Here is a 15,088-nt window from a genome sequence, read left to right as displayed (position 1 = left end):
GCAGAGGGGGTAGCGGAGGCCGCCAGAGGCCGCGCCGTGGGTGCGGCTGCGGCGGCCGGAGCGAGGGGGAGACTTCCCCCTTTAGGGTTGGTGTCTTAAAAATTTTTGATTTTTTGTTTTAATACTTTGAAAAACAAAGTACTTTGCACTATGATTGAATATAAGCTACAGAGGAGGCTACGATGGGAACTCAGAGTTTATCTCCCCAGGAACGGCTTGATATGATCGAAAGGTTGGTTCAGGAAGCCCGGCGTTCATTCATCTACACGGGGTATCCTTCGGTAGTGTGGGGCACACTGGTCCCCGTAGGGGTGGTGCTGACGTACCTTTTGGTGGGGAGAGCTTCCTATGGTTTGATTGGGCCTCTCTGGTTGGGTGTTTTTGTGGTGGGCTTTATGCTTGTTGCTCGATACTATGCCCTGATACGGCGCAGGCAGAAAAAGTCTGTTCTGGTGGAACGAATGTTTGGTCATTTGTGGCTATTTATTTTGGGCCTCTGTTTCTGTATAGGGATGTTTTCATGGTTATTCCCTGCCCGCTTGTCCCTGCCGCAGCTATTGTGTTGCATTAGTCTCCTTGTGGCGACAGGCTATTGGGTAAGCAGCGTTCTCACAGCCTATGTGCTCCTTAAAGTTGTTGCGGGGGCCTGGGTGGTTCAGGCGTTTATGGTGTTCTGGATTCCCTCTTGCTGGGCTTCTTTGAGTATGGGAATATGGGCTTTCTTATTCGAAGCGGTGCCGGGTTTATACCTCTATGTCAAAGAACGAAAGCAATTCCGATAAGCCCTGGAACCTCTACCATTATGAAGCTCTGGACGAACTTTTTGCGTCGCGGATTCGGCTTGCGGCTATGGCTTTATTGGCAGGTTGTGAGGAAGCGGAGTTCACCTACCTGCGGGATAGGATTGGCGCTTCTGATGGGAATCTGGCGAGTCATCTTAGGAAGCTCGAGGAAGCGGGCTATGTGGAGTACCGCAAACAGTTTCGGGGCCGCAAGCCGAGTACCCTGTATCGGATTACCGACCAGGGCAAGGAAGCTCTGCTGGTATATAGCCGCCGTCTGGCGGAATTACTTTCATCAATTCCGGGAGGAAGTACATGATGAAGAATAAGAGGAAAAACTTGATGAAACAACCTGCGCAGCCTTTCTGTGTCGGGTCACTTGTGCCAGTCTTGCTTGCAGCCCTTTTATGGGTGGGCGCTCCCGCTGCTGCGGAAACCACAGGTGGCGGGCTGAACAAAACCAGCGCCCTATCGGTAGGGTTTTCTATTCACGAATGGGAGGATGATTTTGGTTTAGGCGGCACCCTGACGAGCCCCTGGTTCCTCTGGAATCATGGTGCCCTCAGGCTGAGCGGGGCAGTGCTTTTTAAGGAAAATTTCGATTGGCAGCCCTATTACAGCTTGCGGGCTGGGCTTGTGGGGGGCTCCTTTATGAAGACTGCAGCGATCCGTTTGTACGGCGAAGGCGGGTTTCTCTTTGTGTTTTCCCATGCGGATTTTGATGCAGAGCTATTTCGCCTCGGCGGATACGGGCATTTTGGGTTTGAGTTTTTCTTGGATACCGCATCATGGCCGAGCTCGTACTATATCGAACTAGGGAGTAATGGCATCCTGACCAAGGATATCAATGGGACTCCCTATCTCAACGGTTTTGCACTGAGCTGCGGAATGAGGTTATATTGATGAAATGAGCCCTGGCGGGTGGGGCTCGCCTGCCAGGGCGGGGCGACGGGCGGAGCTTCCTCTTAGTCTTCTAGGCTCCGCCCTTCCTTGACAGTTCCCGCGAGCCCTGGTAAGGTATCTAATAATACCACACTACAACGAGGAGGTGTGTAATGGTGATTGTCCGCACATATGCAGAGGTTCAGAGCCGCGGATAGGATAGGAACTATCGCTCATTTCCTGCTTGTATATTGTCTGCGCCTGTTTTGCGCTCGCTCTAAAAAAATTAGTTTCTAAATCCTATCTTTTCCGCTCATCCTCTCGCTTTTTTTAACCCACAATAATTACATTCGGTTCTGTTTGATCCGTGAATTGCATGCGCGGTGTATGGAGCGCCTGTCGCTCCCGCAGTACTTGCAGCGAACCTAATGCCAGCGGTCATGCAGAAATTACGTTCATCAATTTTTTGAAATTGACTAAAGGACCAACACAATTGTATACCACAATGAATCCTGAAACCTGGGGGTGGAAGGGTATATTTCACGGCTTCTGGCAATCCGCATGCCAGGAAGATGGTAGAAAATACATTCCCGGCCGCATTATCCGGCGGGAATATCATCAATATGATGTGGTTGTACCCCATTATATTGATGAAAATCTGATGCTCGCGTCTGCTTGTACGGCGGGTCTGTACCGCAACATACGGGTAAGCGGTGCTTTTGCGTTCCGGACCACAGGCGGGGCTGATTACCCTGTTACCGGAGACTGGGTGCTGCTCGACCCTGAGGAAGACGGCCTACGGATCCACCGGGTGCTCCCTCGGCAAACAGCTTTAAGCAGAGGTGCGGCGGGGGATAAAACGGAAGAACAGGTGCTGGCGGCCAACATCGATACGCTGCTCCTTGTGTTTGCCCTGGACGGGGGCCGAAATTTTCTCCGTACCTTTCTTGAGCGGGCCCTCGTGGTTGCCCGAAGCGCTGGCTGCGGGGTCTGTATAGTCCTTAATAAGGCGGACCTGGCGGATGCTGAAACGCGCCGGAACGCTTTAGCTACCGCTGCTCTGGCCGCTCCGGGGAGTCCTGTAGTTGCGGTCAGTGCGAAAACCGGAGAGGGCTTAGAAGAATTGAGCCGTTACTTCTCTGCCGGAGAAACCCTGGGCGTGCTTGGTAAAAGCGGGGTAGGGAAGTCTGCCCTGATCGGGGCCTTAGGCTCTGTTACGGGCGCTCCTCTGGCTGCGGCCCCTTTGGCAGGCACATCTTTGGCTGGCACCCCTCTGGCGGCGGCACCTTTGGGGGGTGACAGCGCGATCATCTCGTCAATGGAAGAACTGCCCTGGGGCACCCCGGAGGCCGGCCTGGGCTGCACAGGCCCCTTGGACGAAGAAGCCGCACCCCGGGAAGGGGCTGTTCGGGAATCGGACCGGAAGGGCCGGCATACCACTACCTCAAGCCGGCTCTACCGGCTTTCGTCAGGGCTTCTCATCATTGATAGTCCCGGAATCCGGGAATTAAAGCTATGGGCCGATGGGGATGACCTGGCCGCGAGCTTTTCCGATATTGCCTGCCTAGCGGACCAATGCCGTTTCTCCGATTGCAGCCATGAAGGCGAGCCGGGCTGCGCGGTCCAGGCTGCCCTGGCTTCTGGTGAGTTAGATGAGGGCCGTTACCGCTCCTACCTGCAGCTTAAGCGGGAACAGGCCTGGCTGGACCGCCGGCTCGATGACCAGGCCCTGCGGGCGGAAAAGGCCCGCTGGAAGCAGATCTCCAAATTTGCTAAAAGCCTGCAGAAAAGCCGGCGCTAGCGTTGGGGTGCCGCGGGTCGGGACGGCCTCGGGCTTGGCTATGGCGGGGCTCTCCCTTGGGCCGGGCCTAGGCCTGCCTTTGGCTGTGGCAGATGTGGGCTTGGCTGGGGTTTGCACCAAAGCCCCGGCCCTTGCGGCATGCCGCTTGCAGGTTTGGCCGCCAGCCCTTGCGGCCGGCTAAGGATCATAGGCGATACACTGAGGAGGAGCGGCGGAAAGAGAACCATTCTTTTATCTACTTTTGCCGCTTAGTGATGATACGCTATTTTTGGATTGCGGGGTGGTGCTGCGAAGTTCTCTTTAAGTGAGAACCCGGACAGGAGATCTGTGGTGTCTTCCTATAGGGCCCCTTGTGGTGAGGGAAATTTTTGCTTTTAATAACCATAATTATTTGTATGGCCGCCTTCCATTATTCTGAAGGGCTAGTCAATGTTTAGTTCTTAGTGCTTGGAGTGAATCCCCTTCGTTTAATAGCTCCCCATCCTGATTTGCCAATTAGAAGCTTAAAGTACGCAGGAACTCTTTTAATTGCCACCAGTTGGCGGTAGCCAAAATTTTCAAATAAGGTAAATAACAACAATAGTAGAGTTTCCCGAAGAGGAATAGTTGCAATTCGCGCTTCAGTAAAAACAAGAGAAATCACTGAAATTGTGGTTCCCAAAAGAACCGAAGCTGAGAAAAAGATACTAAAGGCTTTAAAGGATAAGAAACCAGTGACCAGCCCTATAAGCACGGTGACCAGACTAAAAAGCTCAAAAAAAGGACCGATGCACTCGAAAATCCAAAAGTAGGGAAGGGCCAGAAGCCCCATCGCCCCATAACGGGGACGGCCAAGACATTTCCAGTGAAAGGTAAGAATTTCCAGCAATCCCCGGTGCCAGCGATCCCGTTGTCGAGAAAAACTTCCCCAGTCCTCGGGAACCTCAGTCCAGCAGTTAGCGTTGTAACAATAACTTACGGTAGCGGGTATCTTGTTTTCACGGGCATGGCGCCTCAGCCGAACCACCAGTTCCATGTCTTCCCCCACCGTATCCATCTTACCGGAAGCGGAGCCTGTAAGATATCCGTTTATTTCCAATACCCGTTTTCGGCTAAATACCCCAAAGGCTCCCGAAATGATTACCAGGGCATCGAGCATGGCCCAGCCCAAACGACCGGTGAGAAAAGCCCGGAGGTACTCTATAGTTTGGAAACGGGACAGAAGCTTGTTTGGTATATGAATTTCTTTAATAGCCCCACTCTGGACCTTGCAGCCATTAACGGGAAGAATGTTTCCCCCACAGGCGAGAACTTCCTTTTCTGCGCTGATGATATGATGCATCATGCGGAGTAACGCATCTTTTTCGAGGAGCGAGTCCGCATCAATACAGCAGAGGTAATCATTTTTAGCGTAATTGATGCCCGCATTTAAACTATCCGCTTTGCCTCCGTTTAATTTATCGATTACCAGGAGATAGGGATATTGCTTGCTTCCGTAAAAGCCTCGGATGGGACGGGTCGGTATAGCGGTAATGGCTTCCCGTTCAATCCGTTCTAAATTAAAAGCGGTAATCAGTTTTTGTAAGGTTCTATCAGGGGAGCCATCGCAAATAACAATGACTTCGAATTTGGGATAATTAAGGGAAAGTAAAGAACGAACACTATCAACAATGGTTAGTTCTTCTTTAAATGCTGGGGCAAGAATAGACACGGAAGGTAACATGTTTTCCAGGCTGAGAAAACTAGAACGGATACTCTGCCAGTTTTTATATTGCCGTTGTATGTTCATACCGGAAAGAAGCACCAGAAAAAGGTAAATGCTGTTGAGAATAAGGAAGTACCCGGTCATTGCACGGGTAAAGTTCTCAATAAAAAGTTGGCTTGCCTTCTGTATCTCGAATGAATGGGTAAAGAAAAGAGAAGCCCAACTTATAAAAGGAACGGTTAATAGGGCAATGCCCAGAATAAAAAGCACCAAGCGAGCTCTTTTACTCAGCTTGAGCGGAGGTTCTCGAGATTGTTCCGGTAGTTTTTCAAGCCCTAACTTTTTAAGTAACTCAGTATTGGTACAATGTTTTTGTATAATCTGTAAGAAGTCTGGATTTTTTTTCAGGATTTCTTTAATAGTATGTAGTATTTGTTCTTCATATTTAGGATTCTTGTTTGTATCTAAAAACGAAGAAAGTACGCTGAGCTGTTCTGACTCGCATGCATAGTAAAGCAATCCTTCTAGGTCGTAACCTCCGTACAAAAAATACTCCAATTCAGGGAGTAATACTTTTCCGAGTGTTGTAAAAGTGCGATGCAATGAATTCTTGTTTTTTAGAGATTCGGATTTTCTATAAAAACGGTTAAAGGTAGTATACAGAAGTTCTAAATGTTTTTTATTTTTTGATATAAGTTTTTGTAATCCCCTGGTTACTCCATCGGTAATATAGGGATCTCCCGATACTTTAATAAGATGAAACAGTGTTTTAAGATTATCTCTTGTTCCAAGTGCTTCATAAGCAAGAGAACGGATTACGTGATTAGGGTGTTGTAAATACATATTATCGCAAAGAATATAGGGATAATGCTGTAAAAGTACTTCGCCTACTATAAGGCTCGCTGAAAAGGAGCTATTTAAAAGTAACACCAGGTGTTCCAATAACTCAGGTTGCGGAAAACGCCTGAGAAAAACACAAAGAAGGATGATCTCTTCTTTTGAAAGGAGTGGTTTTGTTCGGCATTGTTCAAGAAGATACCCTTCAAGACTCTGGCCAAAACCTAAAAGAATTTCTGCAATCCGGTAGGAAAGCCATTCTTCTTTGTTTTTCATAAGCGCAATAATTGTTGGTATATAGGAAGTTGCCTTAAGCTGAACTAAAGAATAGGCAAGCTGTAATTGTACATAAGGAATCTTCTCATGTTGAAGCTGATTCCCAATGGCAACGATGTTTTCTTCTCTGGTAAAAAGACTGAGGAAAATAGCCGCTTCAATTCGTTTGTATGGTTTTGTATTTTTTAATGTTTTTTGTAAACGGGTCATCCACTTTTTACCCAGCCGGTTATACAGATAGTCAAAATAAGCAGCATCAAGTTGAATTTCTTCATTAATACGCACTACTTCTCGCAAAAATATCTCAATGGGGAACTGAAATGGGTCTGGAGTTATTCCCTCTTTTATATATTTCTTGAATGCCTCTCTTATTTTTTGTATTGTTCTTAGTTCTTTACGGGTTCTCAATTTACTAAGCAGAAGAATTATGAAAGCAAAAACCAGGGAAATCCCGAAAAAAAATCCTAGTGTTTCTGCCATTGTTACACCACCTTGGTTTTACTGAAATTCGAAACAATAGCAAGAAGTTCTTCGAGAAAGAGGGGCCGTTCCAGGACGATGAGTATTCCCTGGGCATAGGCCTGTTTTAAAATTTCAACCCGTTTTTTATCGGTGATGAGTACAAAGGGAATCCCTACCAATCGGGAGTAGTGGTTTATTTGTTGTTTTATTTCTATAGCATTCATTCCTGGTAAGGAAAGATCTGCCAGGATAAGATCTAACTCGTTGTTGATGATTAATGATAGCGCTTCATCTCCACTATGGGCTTTTAGGATGGAGAATTGCTCGCTTTCTAAGAGATCCGCAAGCATCTCGAGTCGGAATGTGTTGGCATCGGCAAGCAAGATAACCGCCTTTGACTTTTCTGTTATTTTAAGATCACTTTCAGCACAGACCTGATTAGACCCCCGTTTTTTTGCTATGTTCAGTCGCTGTTTCCCCGCGTCAATAACAAAATCGACAAGGGCTTCTGGGTTTAAATCTTCATATATAAAAAGTTCATCCAGAAGAATTACCCCAATGGAAACGGTAATATAGCATACAAAAATATCTGCCGAGGCGGTGGCCGTTCTAATTTTTTCTGCTATTTCCAGGGCACCCTCCCGGACCATGTCAGGGATATAGCAGGCAAAGAGGGCCCCATTTAAACGAAAAAGGATGCTTCCCTGTGGGACCTGATTGGTAAGATAGGCCGCATATTTTTTTAATGTTTCGTCCGCCGCATCGGATCCATAGTGAAGATTAATTTCCCCAAAATGGTCTATGGAAATAAAGAGCAAAGTTCCATTTCTTTTAGTGGAAAGACAGGCATTTAAAATATCTTGAATATATCGTTGAAAGAATTCCTCGTTATACAGGCCCGTAAGGGGGCAATGAATCACCTTCTCTTCCAGGAGTTTGATAGACTCCATGAGGGCTTCATTCACCCGTTCAAGAGTCTCGATTTGTTTTTTTAGTTCCTCTGTCTCGTTATACGTATCCTTGTGCACCGACATTGTTTTCTTTATTAAGGTAAAGGTATATAGGTAAAGGAACTGACTCGTACTTCTATAGCATCGGCTGGAACATCGCTACTGTCAAGCAAATAGAGGTTTATTCGAATCTGTTCGTTTCCTGGCTGGGGTATGTATGTCCCCTGGTAGGTCCAATCCTGCATGATGAGGGGGCTATTATCTGGAGGACGCTCCCCATGTCCATGCCAGCTTGTAAAACGAATTGCGTGGGGGTCCCAGCGGATGCTATGGGTAGAATAGGTCCCATCGGATAAAGAAAAGACAAAGCTATGCCGATTGCCGGGAACTTCAAAGGGCTGCACCACGTATTGGGCATTGGTGGATGCGTTTTTATCTCCCCAGCGGGAGAACTCAATGTCTATTTCCCGGTGGTAAGGATCGGAGAAGGTGGGATCCCAGGTAAAAAGTCCCAGTACTGCCCGGTGGTCAAGCTGGTCAATATTACTTGCGATTCGAAATTGGTATTCCCCATAGCCTAAGGAACGGGTAAGGACTACCTCTGACGCATACCACAGGGAATCAATTTTCTGGATTTTGAGCACCAGGTCCCCACTTGAAGTATCGATGAACACCGTGGTTCCCAGTCGTCCAAAGCGATTATCCCGCGGAGCCGTCGGGGTATCGCTGTACTTAACCCTCCAGGAATACCCGGACCAGCGAAAGGGAGCAGAGTAAGAGGGATCTATCGCTACCGTCGAATTTACGGAAGTACAGGCCATCATCCCCAGGGACAAAAAAAGAACTAAAACCCGTGGAACCATGGCTAGAAAAGGCTTGTTATCAACAATTGAAGGGTCAGGACATCTTTATTCCTATCACCGTAATGGGTACCAAGGGTAATCTTGAATTGGGGCCAGCGGGGGAATTGAATAAACAGACTTCCCTGCAGGATAAGCTCTTGTCCATCCACTATGGGTGCTTCCTCATCGTAGAAGCGTTCAAAGATGATTCCAGGACCTATTCGAAGTATCAAAGGTTCTTTCAACAAGGGCACGATAACCTCTCCCCGCACCCCCGGCGTAAGGGGCACATCGTTTTCTATTCCCAGGCTTCCTCCCAACGACACGGTCCAGTATTCTAACGGATACCATTGAATAAGGAGATGGGAGATAGAAGTTATTGAATGAGGAGATGTTAAAAGCCGTTCACGGATTCCCACGTAAAGGTAGGAGGTTTCCCAGTTAAAGCCGAGTTCGTAGAAAATACTATCGGTGGAGAAGGTGTTCTGCGAAAGCAGGTCTTGCTTATTGTACCGGATCCATCCTATAAGGCCATCGATGTAGATTCCCGTATCGGGGAAAACATACACCGCTCCGCCCCGGAGTCCAAAACGGGAGGGGGCTGTAAAGAAGGCCTCACTTAAAGGACTTTTCCATTCCCCTGCGGCAACCAGCGAAAGATTGGATAGGAGGGGAAATGAAAAAGACTGGTCCGTTGTAAAATACGACGTAGCATCGGCCGGTGCGATATCAAAAGAGAAAAATGAATACAGCCGATAGGGATTCTGGGCCATCGCGGTGATCGCAATAAGGCTTCCTAGGGTTACTATAAAAAAGAAACGACGCAACATAAAATATACTATAAAAGAAAACCTTCTTTTTGTCTAACCGTATTTCCTTTGTGCTTTCCCTGTGGTAAGCTATGAAGCAGGAGTAATTAGTACCATGACGTTTAAAGAAGCGGTGTCCATTGTCGAGGGGACCTTTTTTTGGGGCGATGAACTCGCCGATTCGATAGAATTACGGGCCGCCTGTGGGGCGGACCTCATGAGTGATGTGATGGCCTTTGTTAAGGAGCAGGTTCTATTGCTCACAGGCCTCGTGAATCCCCAGGTGATTCGTACGGCGGAACTTATGGATATTCGGGCGATTTTGTTTGTCCGGGGCAAAAAACCGACCCCTGACATGATAGATATGGCCCGCGATGCAGGCATAGCCCTTGCGGGTACCCGGGAGCCCATGTTTATTGCCTGTGGAAAGCTCTATGAAGCGGGGCTCCGTTCTGGTGGAACCCGTTGTATTTAAAAGAAAGGGTAATGCACTGTTCTATGGAAAGGCCCCTGCGGATAATCAAAAAAGAATTACGCCAGAAGATGCGGGAGGGCCTTGCAAAAATAGAGCCGGCTCTCTTTGTTCAGCGAGGAAAGGCCCTGGCTCAACGGATGCGGGAAGTCCCCCAATGGCAGACCAGTTCTACCGTCTTGGTGTTTCTTTCTATGCCCAGAGAAATTGATACGACACCCCTGGTAGAGGCGGCCCTTCAAGAACAAAAGCAGGTGTACGTGCCGCGGGTGGAAGAAGACCATCTGCGGTTTTATAGGATCCTTACTCTTGAGGGTCCCTGGGAGCTAGGCCTCTTTGGAATCCGGGAACCTTTTCCCCAGGGTGAACCCTGGCAGCCCCAGGGACTCGTCCAGGGAACTTTGGCGCCCCCTGTTTCTGAAGAAACAAGTAGAGAAAAAAGCGATGCGCCCTTCCCCAAAAAAAATCGGGAACAGCCGCAGGTTTTTGGAGAAGACTGCGCTGTGCCCTTTCAAAACAAGTCTCGGGGACGACCCCAGGCCCTTATTATCGTCCCCGGCATTGCCTTTGATAAAGAAGGCCGCCGTCTTGGGAGGGGAAAGGGCTATTATGATAGGTTCTTACACCAGTATGGTGCCTTTCTTTTCTCTGTAGGGGTTGGGCTTATGGAACAACTGGTACCCTCTGTGCCGGTGGATGAACAGGATGTTTTGTTAGATCTGGTTCTAACGGTTTGAAAAATCCACCGTACCTTCGGTTCGCATGTTCATTTTGTTTTGTATTCTCCATTGGCAGAAGAAGGGGATGAGGTCCATCTTGCCCCGCTACGAACTGTTGTAGTATTTTTATACATGAATTGTACATCCCATTTTTGTAAAGAGGATACCTATGGCGCGGATTAAAAGTGCATTGGAGTTGGCGCTGGAAAAAACTGAGTCGATTAAAACCGATAAAAACGCAGTGGCTGGTTTTGAGCGAAAACGAGAAGGGAAGCGACTTGCAAGTCTCTATTTGGAAAATCCAGAGGAACATTCCCTGGAAGAGGCCATAAAAAAATGCCCTAAAGAAGAGCTTCCGGCGTTAAAGCGTGGCATCTTTGAAATGCTCCTTTCCCAGATTCAATTACCGGAGAATCAGGATCACCTTTCCAAAATAGAACGTATTTTCCGGGGAATGCAGCTTATTCTGACGGACCGACGCCTACCCCAGCTGTTTAACCAGGTGATGCAGGCCTTTAGTCGATTTTTGCAGGAACAGCAGCAGTATGAAGAGACAATTAAACGGCAGTACGCCCCAAAACTTCGTCAAAAGGAAGAAGAGCTTGCCCGACGCCTGGGGCAGCGGATTCGACTGGATCCCTTCCAGGATCCGGAATTTGTGGCCTTTTACAACCAGAACATGAATATGCTGAAGGGCCAGTACCAGGCCCTGGTGGATGAAGTCCGCCAGCATCTAGAACAGTGGTTTACGGAGCAGTACGGGGCGGAGTAGCCTTCACCTTTATGCCTTTATGCTGCGGGGCGCCGGTGCCCCCTGAAAAGGATTCTTCACTTTACAGAGGGGCCTCTTTTCCATAAAAGAAGGAGTCCCAGAAAGGCCCCCCCCATGGTGACGAAGAAAACGGTCCGATACGTGCCGGTGAGATCCCGCAGCATACCCGCGCTTGATATACCAAGGATGGATGCGGTTCCATAGGCGGTGAAGAGGTAGCCGTAGACCTTCTGATACAGATTTTTCTCAAAATGTTGAGCGGTTACTGCAGGGGCGATGGCCAGCCATCCTCCGAGGGAAAACCAGAAAAGGCTGAAACTTACCACAAAGAACGGCACTCCAAATACGGGTATGGCGAGCGATGAAAGGGATGCCAGAATAATAAGCCCATAATTAAGGGTTGCCGTCTTCTGAAAACCCCACCGATCGGTTAAAAAGCCAAAAAGTGGGCGACCTGCACCGTTACACAGGGCAAAGAGGGCCATCCAGGAGGCTACCCCTTCAGGGCTTTGTCCTGCCATTTCTATTCCCACGGGACTGGCGATACTAATGGCCGTAAGACCCGCCAGGGCCCCTAAAAGGTACAGTCCCCAGAGGCGTTGAAAAAATGGATCGGTACTGCATGACCGAAGAGAAATCCTTTGGGCAGGGTTTTCGGTATTTGCTTTGGTAGTAGTAGGAATGAAAAAGCTCAACAGGGTGATAAGAATGAAAAACAATACCCCCATTATCTGAAAGGTAGCGCTAATCCCCTGGGTTGCGATAAAAGCTTGAAGCAGGGGGGCCGTTACGATCGCAGAAAGGCCAAAGCCCCCTAACACAATACCCATGGCAAGGCCCCGATGCTGAGGAAAATATTCGGTACATGCCGCAAGGGGAATGCCATACACTAAACCTACTCCCCATCCGGTAATAACCCCATAATAGAGGGTTTTAAGGATGGCCGATTGGGTGGTGCCTGCGAGAAACCAGCCAAGGCCCACTAAAAAGCCCCCAATAATAAGTAAGGGCCGTGAAGGATATCGGCGAATGATAGGGCCATTTACGGCCATGGACAGTGCGTAGGTTACCAAGAGGACAGTAAAAGGAAGGCCGCTTTCCAGGGCAGAAAAACCGTACTTTTGTTGCAGGGGAATACGAAACACGCTCCAGGAATAGACGGTCCCCAGACACAACATGATAAAAAAACCGGCCGGCAAGATTGCCCATCGTATCTTCATTCTTTGATCCTCCTCTGGAGAGGTATCCCCCTTACAGGTATCTTTCTGGTAGACAGAAGAATTGTTCCCCTTTAGAAAAGGGTCTTAAAATATCTCGTTTCTTATCCCTACCTTATCCTGAATGACAAAAATAATCAATATGTCATTTATAAATTTTCATGTCGGTACTTGCAAAAATATCTAAACACATGTATAGTTTTTTTGTGAGCCTGGAAGAAAAACTCCTGATTCTTGCGGCCTCTGCCAAATATGACGCTTCCTGTGCAACGTCGGGGAGCGATCATGGGCCAGAAGGATCTGGATCCTCAAAAAAAGGGGGGCTCTGGCAAAGAGTCCCGGCGGATTCTCCAAAAACAGGGGTAGGCCATACGGTACCCGCAGGAATTTGCCACAGTTGGACAGAAGATGGTCGCTGTGTATCCCTGTTAAAGGTGCTTTTTTCTAATGTATGTCGCTACGATTGTGCCTATTGCGTCAATCGGGCATCAGCGGATACACCCCGGACAAGTTTTACCGTGGATGAACTGGTGCGTCTGACGATAGAGTTTTATCGGCGCAATTATATTGAAGGCTTGTTTCTGTCATCAGGTATTTTTGCGGATCCCGACGTGGTGATGGAACAGCTCATTCGGGTGGCCCGTCGTTTACGGGAAGAAGAAGGCTTTGGGGGCTACATTCACCTTAAAATTATTCCGGGGACCACAGAGAAATTCATTGCCGAGGCAGGTCGCTGGGCGGATCGGCTCAGCGCCAACATAGAACTGCCCACCGAAAAGAGTCTTTCCTATCTGGCACCTCAGAAAAATGGCAAGATCATTCTCCAGTCGATGGACCAGTTTCATGGCCTTTTTTCTCAATTTCAGCAAGACCGTCAGCGGATCCGGCAAACCCCTCGCTTTGCTCCTGCGGGACAAAGCACGCAGTTGATTGTGGGGGCGAGTCCTGAAAACGATCGCCAGATTATTTCCCTTTCCGAGGCCTTATACCGGAAGTTTGGTCTGCGACGGGTTTACTATTCTGCCTATATTCCCGTCGGTAAAAATGGGAGGGGTGGCATCATTGATCCCCGTTTGCCGGATATCCCGGGGCCACCGCTCGTGCGGGAGCATCGTCTGTATCAGGCCGACTGGCTTTTGCGCTTTTATAAATTCAGGGCGGAAGAGATTTTCCCTGAAGATAGGGACTTCCTTGATCCCCACCTGGACCCCAAAACGGTGTGGGCCCTGAATCATTACGAGGTTTTCCCGGTGGATGTTCAGTATGCGGACTACGAAAGCCTCTTGCGGGTACCGGGTATTGGGGCCCGATCGGCCCGGCGAATTCTAGAACAACGGCGTTTGCATTCCCTTTCTTTTGATACCCTGCGCCGACTTGGGGTGGTTCTTAAACGGGCCCGATATTTTATTTCCGTGGCAGGGAAACGGTTTGAGCAAGAAGAAGATCCAAAACGCATTCGTTACGTTCTTTCCGACAGTGATGGGGCGGGCTACCAGCTTCCTCTTTTTGAATTTTAGCAAAGCACCAATCGCTGACCTTAAGAGGGTGGCTAGGAAAAAAAAATGGAGGTTCCGATGAGATCCTTTTATTATGATGGTTCCTTCCTGGCGCTCCTTGCGGGGGCCCAGAATTTCTTTACCCGTTATGGAAATGATAACCTGGAATTCAGGGTGATAAGAAAAGGAGAAAAACCAGGGGTTCTCCCATCGACATCGGGCCAACAGGAACTATTATTTCAGGAAATTCCAGAGGAAGAGCCCTGGGCGACTCAGCTTTCTTATGCGGCTGAAATCCAGGCTCGCCTCTCTTCATATGATGCGGAATTTGTGGATACCCTTTTTTTTGCCTGGATGGCCCGGCGGGAAGATGTGACATCCCTGGCCCACCTTGTGGTTCGGGCCCTCGGAGCTCTAGCCCAGGGCAAGCCCCTGAGTACGGTCTATGGCAACAGAACAGATCCTCTCTGTAACGATTTCTGGGAAGCCGCGCGACAGGCCCAGCGGGAATTTCATGTCCTGGCGGGTATGCTCCGTTTTGCCCCTGCCCAGGATGGCACGTTGGTGGGCCGCTGTGCCCCCGAAACCTACGTTTTACCCGCACTGGCTGCCCATTTTTGTGCCCGTTTTGGGAAACACCCCTGGGCTATCCTCGATGTGGGGCGAAAAGAATGGGTGTTCTGTGCCGATGGCATCCACCTTCGTTTTGATACCTATATTTCCAGCCAGGGAGAACCCTATGTGGTGGAACCGGGTATCCAACCGGAAGAATACGAAGCCCTCTGGCGGGGGTATTTTAAAGCCATTTCTATAACCTCTCGAAAGAATGTAGAACTACAGAAAAAACTGGTCCCTTTAAAATATCGCCCCTACATGATCGAATTCCTGGAACCCAAAGAACGTCTCGATACCCCCTCTGTTTCCCTTACCGATGCTGCCCGGCGGTACCTGAACAGTTTTCAGGAAATAGAAGCTGAACAGATTGACGGGATGCCAAAAAAAGAAGAGGGGCTTCGTTAGGGCCCCCTCTGTATGATACTATGTGTAGAGGCCCCGGGGCCCCTCTCGGCGTAAGGGGTAAGAGCGC

The 15,088-nt window shown here is 48.8% G+C and carries 14 protein-coding genes; 9 read left to right on the top strand and 5 right to left on the bottom strand.

The features are described 5' to 3' along the window. Nucleotides 1–182 precede the first annotated feature (182 nt). The 4 genes from C5O22_RS05710 (at nt 183) to rsgA (ending at nt 3,465) form a co-directional block, all read left to right on the top strand. Nucleotides 183–782 carry a hypothetical protein gene (locus C5O22_RS05710; protein ID WP_132780242.1) on the top strand — a complete coding sequence of 200 codons (600 nt, stop codon included), beginning with the start codon at nt 183–185 and terminating at the stop codon, nt 780–782. Further along, a complete protein-coding gene (locus tag C5O22_RS05705; RefSeq protein ID WP_132780241.1) occupies nt 754–1,101 on the top strand; it encodes a winged helix-turn-helix domain-containing protein in 348 nt (115 codons plus the stop codon). The genes C5O22_RS05710 and C5O22_RS05705 overlap by 29 nt, the downstream gene beginning before the upstream one ends. After that, nucleotides 1,098–1,685, top strand: coding sequence for a hypothetical protein (locus tag C5O22_RS05700; RefSeq protein WP_132780240.1), 588 nt, complete (start codon nt 1,098–1,100; stop codon nt 1,683–1,685). Before C5O22_RS05705 ends, C5O22_RS05700 begins: the two co-directional genes overlap by 4 nt. 484 nt (nt 1,686–2,169) lie before the next feature. Continuing rightward, complete coding sequence (gene rsgA, locus C5O22_RS05695; RefSeq protein WP_165910422.1) at nt 2,170–3,465, top strand: GTPase RsgA; 1,296 nt, start codon at nt 2,170–2,172, stop codon at nt 3,463–3,465. A 433-nt stretch (nt 3,466–3,898) separates the two neighbouring features. On the opposite strand, the gene C5O22_RS05690 is transcribed toward rsgA, so the two are convergent. The 4 genes from C5O22_RS05690 to C5O22_RS05675 all read right to left on the bottom strand — a co-directional run bounded on the left by C5O22_RS05690 (nt 3,899) and on the right by C5O22_RS05675 (nt 9,346). After that, complete coding sequence (locus tag C5O22_RS05690; RefSeq protein WP_165910421.1) at nt 3,899–6,559, bottom strand: glycosyltransferase family 2 protein; 2,661 nt, start codon at nt 6,557–6,559, stop codon at nt 3,899–3,901. Between the two features lie 185 nt (nt 6,560–6,744). Continuing rightward, the gene (locus tag C5O22_RS05685) at nt 6,745–7,758 is read right to left on the bottom strand and encodes a diguanylate cyclase (RefSeq protein WP_132780237.1); all 1,014 of its coding nucleotides are present in this window, start codon (nt 7,756–7,758) and stop codon (nt 6,745–6,747) included. An 11-nt stretch (nt 7,759–7,769) separates the two neighbouring features. Then, on the bottom strand, nt 7,770–8,537 hold the full coding sequence (locus C5O22_RS05680) for a LamG domain-containing protein (protein ID WP_132780236.1): 768 nt from the start codon (nt 8,535–8,537) through the stop codon (nt 7,770–7,772). 2 nt (nt 8,538–8,539) lie between these two features. Further along, the gene (locus tag C5O22_RS05675) at nt 8,540–9,346 is read right to left on the bottom strand and encodes a hypothetical protein (protein ID WP_132780235.1); all 807 of its coding nucleotides are present in this window, start codon (nt 9,344–9,346) and stop codon (nt 8,540–8,542) included. A 94-nt stretch (nt 9,347–9,440) separates the two neighbouring features. On the opposite strand from C5O22_RS05675, the gene C5O22_RS05670 reads away from it, so the two are divergent. The 3 genes from C5O22_RS05670 (at nt 9,441) to C5O22_RS05660 (ending at nt 11,288) form a co-directional block, all read left to right on the top strand. Further along, nucleotides 9,441–9,800 (top strand): hypothetical protein, encoded by a 360-nt coding sequence (locus tag C5O22_RS05670; protein WP_132780293.1) that lies wholly within the window; start codon nt 9,441–9,443, stop codon nt 9,798–9,800. 11 nt (nt 9,801–9,811) lie between these two features. After that, on the top strand, nt 9,812–10,534 hold the full coding sequence (locus C5O22_RS05665; RefSeq protein WP_132780234.1) for a 5-formyltetrahydrofolate cyclo-ligase: 723 nt from the start codon (nt 9,812–9,814) through the stop codon (nt 10,532–10,534). Between the two features lie 151 nt (nt 10,535–10,685). After that, nucleotides 10,686–11,288, top strand: a complete 603-nt coding sequence (locus tag C5O22_RS05660; protein WP_132780233.1) for a DUF6657 family protein — start codon at nt 10,686–10,688, stop codon at nt 11,286–11,288. Nucleotides 11,289–11,344: 56 nt separating this feature from the next. Here the strand turns inward: C5O22_RS05660 and C5O22_RS05655 are convergent, their stop codons facing one another. Continuing rightward, nucleotides 11,345–12,508 carry an OFA family MFS transporter gene (locus C5O22_RS05655; protein WP_132780232.1) on the bottom strand — a complete coding sequence of 388 codons (1,164 nt, stop codon included), beginning with the start codon at nt 12,506–12,508 and terminating at the stop codon, nt 11,345–11,347. Nucleotides 12,509–12,666: 158 nt separating this feature from the next. On the opposite strand from C5O22_RS05655, the gene C5O22_RS05650 reads away from it, so the two are divergent. Both C5O22_RS05650 and C5O22_RS05645 read left to right on the top strand, forming a co-directional pair. Further along, nucleotides 12,667–14,022, top strand: a complete 1,356-nt coding sequence (locus tag C5O22_RS05650; protein WP_243692877.1) for a putative DNA modification/repair radical SAM protein — start codon at nt 12,667–12,669, stop codon at nt 14,020–14,022. Between the two features lie 57 nt (nt 14,023–14,079). Beyond that, nucleotides 14,080–15,021, top strand: a complete 942-nt coding sequence (locus C5O22_RS05645) for a TIGR03915 family putative DNA repair protein (protein WP_165910420.1) — start codon at nt 14,080–14,082, stop codon at nt 15,019–15,021. The last annotated feature ends 67 nt before the right edge of the window (nt 15,022–15,088 follow it).

This window comes from Treponema sp. J25 (assembly GCF_004343725.1).
In the GTDB taxonomy this organism is placed as follows: Bacteria; Spirochaetota; Spirochaetia; order Treponematales; family Breznakiellaceae; genus J25.
This window is presented reverse-complemented; position numbering and strand designations above follow the sequence as displayed.

Bases quoted from the DNA above. Each gene is read 5' to 3' on its own strand.
- C5O22_RS05710 (WP_132780242.1), top strand. From the start codon at position 183: ATGGGAACTCAGAGTTTATCTCCCCAGGAACGGCTTGATATGATCGAA.
- C5O22_RS05705 (WP_132780241.1), top strand. From the start codon at position 754: ATGTCAAAGAACGAAAGCAATTCCGATAAGCCCTGGAACCTCTACCAT.
- C5O22_RS05700 (WP_132780240.1), top strand. From the start codon at position 1,098: ATGATGAAGAATAAGAGGAAAAACTTGATGAAACAACCTGCGCAGCCT.
- rsgA (WP_165910422.1), top strand. From the start codon at position 2,170: ATGAATCCTGAAACCTGGGGGTGGAAGGGTATATTTCACGGCTTCTGG.
- C5O22_RS05685 (WP_132780237.1), bottom strand. From the start codon at position 7,758: ATGTCGGTGCACAAGGATACGTATAACGAGACAGAGGAACTAAAAAAA.
- C5O22_RS05680 (WP_132780236.1), bottom strand. From the start codon at position 8,537: ATGGTTCCACGGGTTTTAGTTCTTTTTTTGTCCCTGGGGATGATGGCC.
- C5O22_RS05675 (WP_132780235.1), bottom strand. From the start codon at position 9,346: ATGTTGCGTCGTTTCTTTTTTATAGTAACCCTAGGAAGCCTTATTGCG.
- C5O22_RS05670 (WP_132780293.1), top strand. From the start codon at position 9,441: ATGACGTTTAAAGAAGCGGTGTCCATTGTCGAGGGGACCTTTTTTTGG.
- C5O22_RS05665 (WP_132780234.1), top strand. From the start codon at position 9,812: ATGCACTGTTCTATGGAAAGGCCCCTGCGGATAATCAAAAAAGAATTA.
- C5O22_RS05660 (WP_132780233.1), top strand. From the start codon at position 10,686: ATGGCGCGGATTAAAAGTGCATTGGAGTTGGCGCTGGAAAAAACTGAG.
- C5O22_RS05655 (WP_132780232.1), bottom strand. From the start codon at position 12,508: ATGAAGATACGATGGGCAATCTTGCCGGCCGGTTTTTTTATCATGTTG.
- C5O22_RS05650 (WP_243692877.1), top strand. From the start codon at position 12,667: ATGTCGGTACTTGCAAAAATATCTAAACACATGTATAGTTTTTTTGTG.
- C5O22_RS05645 (WP_165910420.1), top strand. From the start codon at position 14,080: ATGAGATCCTTTTATTATGATGGTTCCTTCCTGGCGCTCCTTGCGGGG.